General features: G+C 35.0%; 11 protein-coding genes. 5 read left to right on the top strand and 6 right to left on the bottom strand.

Features of this window, described 5'->3' with window-relative positions; genetic code table 11:
* Window positions 1-780: 780 nt before the first annotated feature.
* From rlmN to lptC, 6 genes are all read right to left on the bottom strand, one after another.
* Window positions 781-2007: a 23S rRNA (adenine(2503)-C(2))-methyltransferase RlmN gene (rlmN, locus tag ACFINW_RS01185; protein WP_375639804.1), complete on the bottom strand. Its 1227-nt coding sequence runs from the start codon at window positions 2005-2007 to the stop codon at window positions 781-783.
* Between the two features lie 41 nt (window positions 2008-2048).
* The gene (locus tag ACFINW_RS01180; RefSeq protein ID WP_375611465.1) at window positions 2049-2552 is read right to left on the bottom strand and encodes an invasion associated locus B family protein; all 504 of its coding nucleotides are present in this window, start codon (window positions 2550-2552) and stop codon (window positions 2049-2051) included.
* A 1886-nt stretch (window positions 2553-4438) separates the two neighbouring features.
* Window positions 4439-4903 carry a PTS IIA-like nitrogen regulatory protein PtsN gene (gene ptsN, locus ACFINW_RS01175; RefSeq protein WP_375611353.1) on the bottom strand — a complete coding sequence of 155 codons (465 nt, stop codon included), beginning with the start codon at window positions 4901-4903 and terminating at the stop codon, window positions 4439-4441.
* A gap of 911 nt (window positions 4904-5814) precedes the next feature.
* The gene (lptB, locus tag ACFINW_RS01170; RefSeq protein ID WP_012754448.1) at window positions 5815-6609 is read right to left on the bottom strand and encodes an LPS export ABC transporter ATP-binding protein; all 795 of its coding nucleotides are present in this window, start codon (window positions 6607-6609) and stop codon (window positions 5815-5817) included.
* Window positions 6610-6615: 6 nt separating this feature from the next.
* Window positions 6616-7215 (bottom strand): LptA/OstA family protein, encoded by a 600-nt coding sequence (locus ACFINW_RS01165; RefSeq protein ID WP_375639809.1) that lies wholly within the window; start codon window positions 7213-7215, stop codon window positions 6616-6618.
* Between the two features lie 76 nt (window positions 7216-7291).
* A complete protein-coding gene (gene lptC / locus ACFINW_RS01160; protein ID WP_375611351.1) occupies window positions 7292-7936 on the bottom strand; it encodes an LPS export ABC transporter periplasmic protein LptC in 645 nt (214 codons plus the stop codon).
* 183 nt (window positions 7937-8119) lie between these two features.
* Between lptC and ihfB the strand changes: the two genes are divergently transcribed.
* The 5 genes from ihfB (at window position 8120) to lspA (ending at window position 11156) form a co-directional block, all read left to right on the top strand.
* Window positions 8120-8398 carry an integration host factor subunit beta gene (gene ihfB, locus ACFINW_RS01155; protein WP_273790186.1) on the top strand — a complete coding sequence of 93 codons (279 nt, stop codon included), beginning with the start codon at window positions 8120-8122 and terminating at the stop codon, window positions 8396-8398.
* A gap of 7 nt (window positions 8399-8405) precedes the next feature.
* Entirely contained in the window at window positions 8406-8702 is a 297-nt protein-coding gene (locus ACFINW_RS01150; protein WP_273790185.1) for a lipopolysaccharide assembly protein LapA domain-containing protein, read from the top strand.
* Window positions 8703-8873: 171 nt separating this feature from the next.
* Window positions 8874-9806, top strand: coding sequence for a class I SAM-dependent methyltransferase (locus ACFINW_RS01145; RefSeq protein WP_375620886.1), 933 nt, complete (start codon window positions 8874-8876; stop codon window positions 9804-9806).
* A gap of 2 nt (window positions 9807-9808) precedes the next feature.
* Window positions 9809-10663, top strand: coding sequence for a TrmH family RNA methyltransferase (locus ACFINW_RS01140; protein WP_375639815.1), 855 nt, complete (start codon window positions 9809-9811; stop codon window positions 10661-10663).
* A complete protein-coding gene (gene lspA / locus ACFINW_RS01135; protein WP_375611348.1) occupies window positions 10653-11156 on the top strand; it encodes a signal peptidase II in 504 nt (167 codons plus the stop codon). The genes ACFINW_RS01140 and lspA overlap by 11 nt, the downstream gene beginning before the upstream one ends.
* The last annotated feature ends 1063 nt before the right edge of the window (window positions 11157-12219 follow it).

The raw sequence follows: 12219 nt of genomic DNA, 5'->3' as shown, positions 1-12219 counted from the left end.
GTAATGTATCGCTTTTAATTTAAATAAAAAAACAAATATTATAAGATTTTTTCATTTCAAACCTGTTTGTTTTGGATAAAACAATACCTTTCCTTTGTACATCACAAGAGAAGCTGGAGTTTTCGTATGGATAAAAACTATCTAAGAAAAGAATAAAAACACCTCTTATAAACCATCTCAAGTACTAAAAGCTGTTACAACATTGGGAGCTGAAAAATAGAATGGTGGTACCAATTTACACCTTTATTAAACATAAAGGTGTAGGAGTACAATACATTCACAGAAGCTTTTTGTTATACTCCTCACAAGCATTATCGTGATATGAAGAGTGTACTAAGAGATACTTAAAAAACATATCAATGGATAACTCAATGGTATTTATATTTTAGATCCTCTGTTTTGCTTGTGATGCGTGATCTTATTTAAGAAAATAATAAACAAAAGCATGAGGCAGTGCACAATCTCCACTTTTTAAAAGATATTACCGTAGATGCTTTTAAAAGACATAAAACCGAATTAACGAGTATGATAATAAGGTAGAAATTAGTTATAATCCTTAAGACCTCATATTCCCTCTAAATTAGGTTTCCTTCTTATTTCAGAGATTATGTAAACAGACTATAGACAATCTCTTACCCCATTTAGCATATAAACGCTGAAACTGTTCGTCTAGCACTTATCCATCTTAATCTCTGTCTCACATATGCCATCGCATGAAGTTTGGATATTAAATTACAAACAAAAAAGTATAGGCCTCGATATCGCTGAAAATTGCGTTACCTAATGACCAATGGCATTTTCAAGTCGTAAACGTTCAGATTTACGTAAGCGCTCTGAAGCTGATTTAAGCTGTCCACATGCAGCTAAAATATCGCGTCCACGCGGTATCCGAATAGGAGAAGCATAGCCCGCTTGATTAACAACATCAGCAAAACGCTCGATTTTCTCCCAATCAGAACACTGATAATTACTCCCTGGCCACGGATTAAAAGGGATTAAATTAATCTTAGAAGGAATCCCTTTCAATAACTGAATCAATCGCTTAGCATCATCTAAACTATCATTGATATCTTTCAGCATAACATATTCAAATGTGATTCGTTTTGCATTGGAAAGACCAGGATAATTACGGCAAGCCTCCATTAGTAAAGCAAGCGGATATTTTTTATTAATGGGAACAAGCATATCCCTTAGTGTATCGTGTACTGCGTGGAGTGAAATTGCTAACATAACACCAATTTCTTCTCCAGTTCGGATAATTCCAGGAACAACTCCACTAGTTGAAAGCGTAATTCGACGTTTTGATAAAGAAAGTCCATCGCCATCAGAGGCAATCAATAAAGCTTTTTTAACAGCTTCAAAATTATAAAGAGGTTCTCCCATTCCCATCATAACAATATTGGTAATTTTTCGTCCTTCAATGGGAACAATTGCTCCATCAGGGGTATTCTTATCAGGAAAATCACCCAAACAATCACGTGCAACCAATAATTGTGCCAAAATTTCTTCTGCGGTCAGATTACGAACAAGTATCTGCGTTCCCGTATGACAAAAAGAGCAGGTTAACGTACACCCTACTTGCGATGAAAGACATAAAGTACCACGTCCTTCTTCAGGGATATAAACCGTTTCAATTTCAACAGGCCTTCCAGCTCCACGTGCAGGAAAACGTAAGAGCCATTTACGCGTACCATCTTTTGATATTTGTTCTCCAACAATTTCTGGGCGCGCAATGGAGAAATGACACTTAAGTGTTTCTTGCATTGCTTTAGAAATATTCAGCATATCATCAAAATTTGAAACACCACGCACATAAAGCCAATGCCAAAGCTGACGCACACGCATACGCGTTTGATGCTCTGGTACACCAACTGTCTTTAAAGCTTGCATCATTTCATCTTGCGACAAACCAATTAAAGAGAGCTTAGAACTCTCCTTCACGACCACATTATCTGTTTTTCGTGCAAAACATGAACCAACTGGTCTAAGGTCATAGGAAATGGCCATTGCTTTCCAATTCACATCACTATTTTAGAGTTATCGAAACCTTAATGGCACTTTTGAGCTGCATTTAATGCAGCAGTGACCCCTTTTAAGGAATAAGTATAAGTGGTATGCGTTCCTCGTTTTGATATCGCTTGCACTGTCATATTGCTTCCAGCACGCATAGCAGAAACAAGCTGCTTTTCTAGCTCTGATGACGCCAGCCAAGCTGAGGAATCTTTCGTGAAAAAATCAAAGTCCTTACCTCCAATGGTCACTGTCACTCTCGACCCTTCTTGAAGGGTATAACCAGCCATAAACTGCGGTTCAAACGAAATAGGTGAATGAGAACGCTTGGTAACCAAGAAAAAATTATCACCATGATTAACTGTCGTTGGAAGAGCCTTCAAAGGTACCGATAACACATAGCAAATCGTATTTTTGGGCGATTTATAAGAATAGGCTCCCCACGCTTCAAATTGATTTAAACGGCTTGGCGTTTGTGCATATGCCACTCCCGCTGTAACAAGAACCATTACAGATGCAGCAATAACAGTCTTTTCAAACATCTTCATTTAGCTCACTTCTTTAGTCTCTAACAAGATTTTCTTCATTGGAAAAATTCAACAAAAACTCCTCGATATTCATGTGTTATTGTCCTAATTCCTTCAATAAGCGAAATATTTTCACACTAATCAAAATAGATTTCTACGTTTCATTGTGACCTTTTAATCGTTACCAAAACATAAACTTCTTATTCAATAACCACATTAAAAAATAATATCTTCATTTTACGCTACTTATTTCATTTTTGTATAAAAAACGATTTCTTTAAGCTATAGAACTTCAAAACGAGATGAAAATATACCATCACTCTGTTAAGAAATAAACCATACTCTTTATATCACAAGCAATCTGATGCAAAATTTTGAAAATACACCCCAGACTCCCCGCAAAAAAGCTTAATCGCCTTACGAATATCACTTCTCGACTTTATGCATTCAATACATTTATGTTCGCAAAATACTCCATCTTTTATTCATTATAGTGCATTCATATTTCGTATTCAATATCGTCCCGATAACACTTTTTCTCAATCTTCAAAAGACCTTGTAAAAATAATAAAATATTATCAAGATATTAATAATAAAACATAAAGAGTTTAGATTCTATCTCAATAATCACATACAATTTTGTTTCTTTTTATCTTATTTCCCTATATATTTCATCTCCAATTATTAATTTCTAAAATGATTTTAGTAGCTTATAATAGCTTAATCGTATTATTTTAATGTATTAGACGATATTTTTCTTTCTGTTATAAAAAACTTCTTAAGAATTCTTTGGGAAAGTCTCCTTATCTTATTTCTAAGTAATTTATAAAAAGAAATATAAAACTTTTTTCTATAGCAGTTCTAACATTACCGTTTTTTAAACAATATTTTAATCAATTAAAGACACTTAAATAAATCTTCCTATGCATAAAAACTCTTTCACCTAACCTAAAGGTATAATTTTCATTCTTACCGTACAAAATTGTTCTTTAGCATGAGCTCTATACAACAGCAGACATCTAAATCATACCTATAAAATAGTTGATCTCTCCACTTGTGAAGAAGAAAGCTGGCACCATAACACTATTTTCCAGCTCCCAATGTTTTGCTACAACTCTCGATACTTGAGACGATTCATAGGAAGCATTTTTACCCCTTTCTTGTACAGTTTTTATCCACACGCTAATTTCGTTTACAACGTGCAAGGAAATGGTTTTGATTGATTCAACATAAACAAGTTTGGAATGAGAGAATTTTACAATATTCGGATCTCTCATCTAACATGCGAAATAGTGAATTATATTTAAAATCAATATCTTGCTATACTGAAGATACAATATATCTCTTATTTCTTCTTGAGCATTAAAATATTATCCCTAAACACTCAAACTCAACTTACAAAAAAATTCAATGCACAAATAAACTTTTCTGTTGATTTCTTTCCCGCTTTCAAAGGACGAAGATTCTTAATCCAATCTGGACTGAAAAAGTTTGGATTCTTGTCGAGCGATCTCCTCTTTTCTTCCCACTCATGTGATTCACTTAACTAAAGGCTCTACAGACAAGTCCTGTTTAAAAATATTTACCACGCACTCTAAAAGCACTTAATATATTAAGAAGACTTACAGAATTTATCTCACCATATCTCAAATGATAGTGTTTTTACAGTATAATAGGATAAAAGAATCCACGAACATAATAATTAGATGCTTTAATATACGAGAACAAGAAAGGAAAAGCCCTTCGTTTTTGTTGGTTGCTCTTTAAAAAGAAGGTTCAATTAGAAGTAATTTTCTTAAATCTCATGACATAACCTTTTGTTATTAGTCTTAAGATGCAAGTTATATTATTTCCTACGCTCTGTAGTGCATACCTCGCAATTTATACGCTCATAATAACTTTTAAGCTGCATTTGATTCTGAAGTTTGAATCAATAAAGCATAAAGCGCATTGGCATTATGCGTACTGCGCAACTTTTGTACAACATCAGTGTGACGCAAAACACGTGCGATCTGTGATAAAGCTTTTAAGTGATCTGCACCAGCATTTTCAGGTGCTAAAAGGAGAAAAACGAGATCTATAGGTTCATCGTCAAGAGCTTCAAAATCAACAGGACTTTCAAGACGTGCAAATATACCAATGATCCGATTAATATCAGGTAATTTTCCATGAGGAATCGCAATACCTCCACCCAAACCCGTTGAACCAAGCTTCTCGCGTTGTAAAACAACATCAAAAATTACATGCTCACTAAGACCTGTTAGCTTAGAAGCTTTTTCGGCTAAAATTTGCAGAACCTGTTTTTTCGAATTAGCCTTAAGAGCCGGAATGATCGCTTCCGGTGCTATTAACTCACTCAAATTCATACTTTAATTTTCCTCTTACACGCTAAAATGCTCATCAATAAACCTATAAACGCTATAGATACTTAATGTTCTTTCACTTTTCGCAACATCGCATGTGTTTTTACTTTTCAATTTATAATAGGTGATGGCTCAATACATCTCATATCACTTCTAAAACAATAATAAATAGTATTCGGATCATCATTAACGGCATGAGAAACCAAAGAAATGAAGTTGTTCATAAAGTTAATTTCCTTACGACTCTAGAAAAGGCCATTATTCATAAATTTATTAAACTTGTCATAAGAGTTTGATGTATAATCCGCCATCAAAGTTTTTCTTTCTTTAAAAATGAGCCCTTAAATTAAGATGAAAAGCATACTGAGCAAAATGGACCTTTACTTTGAAAATTACTGTATAGCTTGAACATCGACTTATAACAAGAATATAAAGATTTTTAGAAATTTAATGATTATTTTAAAAGATTTATAGATTTAGCCTGATATCTGTAGCCAAGCTCCTGTTTTCAAATAGGCGATATAAACCAATAAAATACGACAACTCCTATTGAATAACCGCAATATATAAACCGGTGCTCCCATCAAAATACCTAAAACAGCATCATCGATATATTATTTGATTCGACAGAGAAAAATATGATAAATATCTCTTACCTTTCAATAACACACGCATTTATTGAGAGCTTCGTTTATCACTCATTATCACGTTAATCTAGTGATATCTTTTCTATGATACAATTATGAGTAAGCTAAACTTATAAAACAACAAACTAACCTCTAATGATGAAGCCTTTTTCACCACTCAATAACAACATTAAGGTTATAGTCATAAAGAAGTTTTGGCATAAATAAGGAAATTTTCAGTAATAATGTTTGGTTAAACTTAAATGGAAACTCGTGAAAGCTGTAAAATCAAAGAGAAAACTGATTTCCCAAATAAATTCTGCGTACATCAACGTTGTTGATAATATCGTTAGGACAACCGTGAACTAACACCCGCCCTGTATGAATAATATAAGCGCGATCGACAAGCCCTAATGTCTCACGCACATTATGATCCGTTATTAAAACACCAATGCCACGCCTCGTTAAATGACGAATAAGTTGTTGAATATCGAAAATAGCGATAGGATCAATTCCTGCAAATGGTTCATCAAGTAACATAAAATGGGGACGAGAAGCTAAAGCGCGCGCAATTTCAAGTCGCCGACGTTCACCTCCAGATAACGAAAGTGCAGACATTTTACGTAAATGATCAATTTTAAATTCATGTAAAAGGCTATCTAACTCTTCACGTTGTTTAAGGCGATCTTTTTCAACGACCTCTAAAACAGCTTTAATGTTATTTTCTACTGAAAGACCACGAAAAATAGACGCTTCCTGTGGAAGATATCCAATACCTAAACGCGCACGTCGATACATCGGAAGATGCGTAATATCAAATCCATCAATTTTAATGGATCCTCCATCAGATTTTATAAGCCCTGTCACCATATAAAAACAAGTTGTTTTACCTGCCCCATTGGGCCCTAAAATGCCAACGGCTTCTCCTGTACGAATGCCAAAAGAAACACCATTAACAGTTCGTCTTCCTCGATAAACTTTAATCAAATTACTGGCAATCAAGGTCCCTTTTAAGGGATTTTTTGAAGCTTCACTTTCAAGATTATACCTATCAGTCTGTTTTTTTCTTTTGATTCCAAACATGAAATCTTAATGGCCATTCTTTTGATTTTGTTTTAAAATAATAGAAACACGACCTTTTTTCTTAGGCGTCTCACAACCTTCTAAAAAAGCCTTTCCGCTTTCCATATTTGCCGTTAGTTTGCACCCCGTTGCCACATTATCACCATCAGTTAACACAACATGATTCCCTGTCAAACTCATCATTTTTGACTTTCCATCAAAAACGCCTTTATCACCCGTAGCAACTTGCGTAGCAATTTTTATATAAACTTTTCCTAAAGCTTCCATTTTTTGTATACTCGACGAACCAAATAAAGAAACAGATGATGCCTTTGTATCTTCCTTGTTTTTATCAATTTCTTTATATGCTTTATCGTAGTAAACAACTAATTTTGCCGTTTTTAAAAGACGTTCACCTTGTACCACTGAAACATCACCCTTAAAAAGCGCTATCCCTTCTTTATCACGTATTTCCAAAGAATCTGCATGAAGTTCTACCGGTTCTTTGTCGCTTGATAGACTTATTCCAAAATGAGCCACTTCAGCATATCCTAAAACTGCTCCTTCTCCTAACATTCCCATGCTAAAAGCTAACATCACACCTATCCATCTTTTGTACGATTTCATTATTTCAATTCTTCTGTTTGTATATACACATACTTCTCTTTATAAATATCCTTTAAAGATTTGTATTGATATTGCGTTATTGCTTTTGAAGCACTAAATGCACACCACCATGGAAATATATGTTTTTTCCTTTTTCTCGAATTTGTAAGGCGTTTGCGGCAAGATTCAAACCGGCTTGCTGAATATTAACACGTTGATCTGTTTTTAACTGTCCCTCGGATAAGTTAATACTAGCTGACATAAATTGTACCATCATCCCATCATTCGTCGTAATCGTGAATGGCTTATCCAACTGTAAAAAACCATTAATGTTATCGTAAACCCCCCCTTGTGCGACGAGAAAAACCTGTCGTTGTTGGCCCATAAATGCTCTAGCTGTAATGTTTTGCAACCCAATCATTCCAGCGTGGGTATGATCTTGAAATGCCTTTTCTGCTTTAAGCCAATAAGGTTCATGAGCACGCGTATACCCTTCTAATTTTGGATTGAGCATCGTCAAATTCATCACGCCACTTTCTCCATTATTCAAAGGCATAGAATCAGAAGTAACGGGAACCAAGAAAAACGTAAACCAGCAAAAAACCAGCGCTGAAATCAACGCTAAGAGAGGTAAAAAAATTTTTAATATGCTAATGCGACGCGAATGACGGGATGCTTTTTTTAAAACATCTCCAAAAGATGATTGCGTTGAAAAGGCTTTATAATGATTGTGTACGGACATACTCTCCTGATCTCTTAAATCCTGCGCATTTTTAATCTGTATACCCTTTATAGAAGGTATTTTCAAATTTTGTTTCTTGCAATTTGTTTTTTCTTGATTTTATTTTGCTTTTATCCGTTTATATATTGTAATATGCATGGAGTGCACAATTACAAAATTTTTTTGTGTGAAAGTGAGGCTATTGTGGTAAAATCAGAGCTTGTACAAATTATCGCTCGTCATAACCCGCATCTTTTTCAACGGGATGTGGAGAATATTGTAAACGCTATTTTTGAGGAAATTGCAACAGCACTTGCAAATGGCAATCGCGTTGAACTTCGTGGATTTGGAGCTTTTTCTGTAAAAAGCCGTTCAGCCCGTAATGGACGTAACCCACGAACAGGTGAAGCCGTTTCTGTTGAAGAAAAGTGGATTCCTTTTTTTAAAACTGGCAAGGATTTACGCGACCGTCTTAATCAGTGAGAAACTTATGATAATTAAACGTATTCTTCTAACAAGTATCGGTGTGATTCTCGCAGCGGTTTTGATTGTTTTTATCGTGGCTAATCGTCAAATGGTTCCGTTAACCCTTGATCCTTTTCGAGCAAATCCTGAAAGTTTTACTTATCATGCTCCCCTCTTTATATGGCTCTTTATTTTCTTTGGTTTTGGTATTTTATTAGGAAATCTGATCAGTTGGTTTTCCTATCACAAATACAAAAAAGCTCTCAAAAAAAGTAAAGCCGAGATTGAAAAATTGAAAACATCTATCACAAATCTGGTGTAATGGTATTTAAATGAAATCTTTTCTCTCTGTATTCTATATTCAGTACAGAGTTAAAAGTGCTCTTTTTCTTTTTTATACATGTTTTAATTGACTTTAGCTTTTTTGCACTTTTACGAAACATTTAAGAGCTTTATAATATATTTTTATACCTCATATACCGTGATACAAAACATGCCCGCACAATGCTTTCAATTCTCCCATAACAATAGATATCCGCAGGAAAAGCTGCCCCTTATTTTAGAAACGGGTATAAGCGAAAACTATGCTCTCATTGATTCTGGTCATGGACAAAAATTAGAACGTTATGGAGCTTACCGCATTATTCGACCAGAAGGTCAAGCACTATGGAAACCGGCTTTACCACAAAAACAATGGGCTGATGTTGATGCTATTTTCACAGGAAACCTTGATGAAGAAGGGGTTGGGCGTTGGCATTTTCCTAAAAAGCCACTTGATGAAACATGGGCTCTTGCTTGGAATGGATTGTCTTTTCTAGGCCGTTTTACTTCCTTTCGTCATGTGGGGGTTTTTCCTGAACAAGATGCCCATTGGCGCTCTATGGAAGAACAAATTGTTAAAGCCGAACGCCCTATAAAATTGTTGAATCTTTTTGGCTATACAGGTATTGCCTCTTTGATTGGAGCACGAGCGGGTGCGAATGTTACCCATGTTGATGCTTCTAAAAAAGCCATTGCGTGGGCAAAAGCTAATCAAGAAAGAGCAGGATTACCAGATCATTCTATTCGCTGGATTTGCGATGATGCTATGAAATTTGTCGAGCGTGAACTGCGTCGTAAGAAAAGCTATGATATGATTCTTCTTGATCCCCCTGCTTATGGGCGTGGACCCCATGGTGAAATTTGGCAACTGTTTGATCATTTACCCGCCATGATCACAAATTGTCGTAAACTTCTCTCTGATAAACCGCTCTCTGTTGTCCTTACAGCTTATTCTATTCGTGCTTCCTTCTTTGCACTTCATGCTTTAATGCGTGATGCATTTGTAAATCTTGGTGGTACGGTCGAATCAGGAGAACTTATTTTGCGTGAAGAAGTTGCAGGACGTGCTCTTTCTACTTCTCTTTTTAGCCGTTGGATTGCTTGAATATGTGTAGACCCAAAACTGGTAGAGTGAAAGAAATTACCTCTCTTAGCAACCCCATCATAAAAAATCTTAAAGCACTTAGCCAAAAGAAAAACCGTAATAGAGAAGGTCTTTTCATGGCAGAAGGATTGAAATTGGTCATTGATGCTCTCAATCTTGGCTGGACAATACAGACGCTTATTTTTTCTAAAAGTGAAATCGGTAATGCTACTATCGAAAATACTGCCGCACGTGCTGTAGCCAACGGTGGTTTTGTTATTAAAGCCTCACAAAAGGTTATGGAATCACTTACCCGACGCGATAATCCACAAACAGTTATTGGTATTTTCAAGCAAAAATGGCACTCTTTTGAAATGATAAAAGGGCAGATTAAAGATGTTTACATCGCGCTTGATCGTGTACGTGATCCTGGAAACCTTGGTACCATTATTCGAACCGCTGATGCTGTAGGTGCTAAAGGTGTTATTTTAATTGGCGAGACAACAGACCCTTTCTCGCCTGAAACAGTCCGTGCAACCATGGGATCTATTTTTTCTGTACCACTTTATCGTTTTGATGAAAACGGCTTTTTAAACTGGTCTTCTCACTTTAAAGGTATGATTGTTGGAACACACCTCAAAGGTTCTATGGATTATCGCACACTTGACTTCAAAAATGGCCCTATTATTCTTTTAATGGGGAATGAAAAACAGGGATTATCAGATCTTCTTACGAATCGGTGTGATAAACTTACGCGTATTCCACAAAGCGGACGAGCAGACTCGCTTAATCTAGCTGTAGCAACAGCTGTTATGCTTTATGAAATCCGTCGCCCCTATTTAATACTGGAACCATGTGAGGAAAAACATGATTCGTAAATCACTCCCTTTTCTTCTCTTGGGCTTGGCTTTTACAGTAGTACTTGATCAAGCTGTCAAATACTGGGTTATGCACAATATGCCTTTAGGAACAGAAATTTCGCTTATTCCTTTTCTTTCCCTTTATCATGTGCGCAATTCTGGCATTGCATTTTCGTTTTTTTCTTCCTTTTCTCAGTGGGGAATCATCGCCATCACGATCATTGTGATTATCTTTCTTCTATGGTTATGGAAAAATACTGAATATAATAAGTCTTTAATGCGCTTTGGCCTTATTCTTATTATTGGGGGAGCCATCGGCAATCTCATTGATCGTATTCGCTTTCATCATGTCACTGATTATATACTTTTTCATATTGATGATATTTTTTATTTTGCTATTTTCAACCTTGCAGATAGTTTTATCACTCTCGGTGTTATTGCCATCCTTATTGAAGAATTGCGTACTTGGATGAAAGCAAGGCGTCATTCCAATAGTACATCTTCTCACTGATATGTTCAGTGCCTTAGAAAACAGAGATTATTGACCATCACAAGTCTGATTACGCATTGATTTCTCTTAATCAATTCTTGTTGCTCGTCATTTCACGTGTTTCTCTTCATAGGACTATAAGATCTTACTTTCTTTTCAACTTTACATTTCTACACTTAGTTAGTGCAAAAGAAATGAACTCAAATAGAATCAATATTTTTTATCCATGTGTCCTACATCACAATTTTTGAGGAGACATTTCACAGCATTTGAAGTTCTGTTTATTTGATTAGAACAATTGCTTTTCGTATGTTTTTTAGTTTTTACAGATATCGATTTTACAGAGCCTTTCTTAAGTGCTTCGTTTAAAAACTCTCCTTTTTTATTTTATATATTGTTTAATAAAAAACATTTTTTCAACTATTTTCAATAGTGTCTTGTTAAAGCAACATATTGATTATAAATATAAATTACCGTTTTTCATATTGAATAAAAGCCCTTACTATCCTAAATCTCTTTTATTTGGAATCTGTTCATGTTGAATCCATTAAAACCATGTCTCTTGCAAGACACAAGCAAGTCAATAATCTTGATTGATTTAATATGAACAGATTTTCAACCAGAGAATCTTGCGATATTCGGAGTATCATTTAGCATTCAAAAAGACAATTTATCATTATACATCGATATATTATATAAAAATCCAATTCAATAGCTCTTATAACCGTGCAAAACAGATGCAATATTAGAGGTTGAAAATAGTGTGATGATACTTGCCGCTCTTCTCATAAACGCAAAAATAGTGAATATTTTATAAGGGATTGTATTACATAGTTTTTGTGAAAATAGAAAAGTTTTTAAGTGTCGTCTTTTTATCTTGCAAAAATATGGCAAAAAATGGAAATATTTTTTATTAAAATGAACTATTTCCTTACCAATTTGTAAGGTTCCTTCTTCATATAAATCTCTTGTAATTTTTAAATAAATCTCCATAATAAGAGCATATATGCTGGAATTCTGTCAGTGATTCTTAAGGGTTTTTGTATTTGCCCAATTAAGGCTTATACCAAGCTTATCTGTGTAA

Source organism: Bartonella sp. AA18HLJMS (genome assembly GCF_042197245.1).
Classification (GTDB): domain Bacteria; phylum Pseudomonadota; class Alphaproteobacteria; order Rhizobiales; family Rhizobiaceae; genus Bartonella.
Note: the sequence above shows the minus strand (reverse complement) of the source record. Positions and strands in the feature narration are given on the sequence as shown.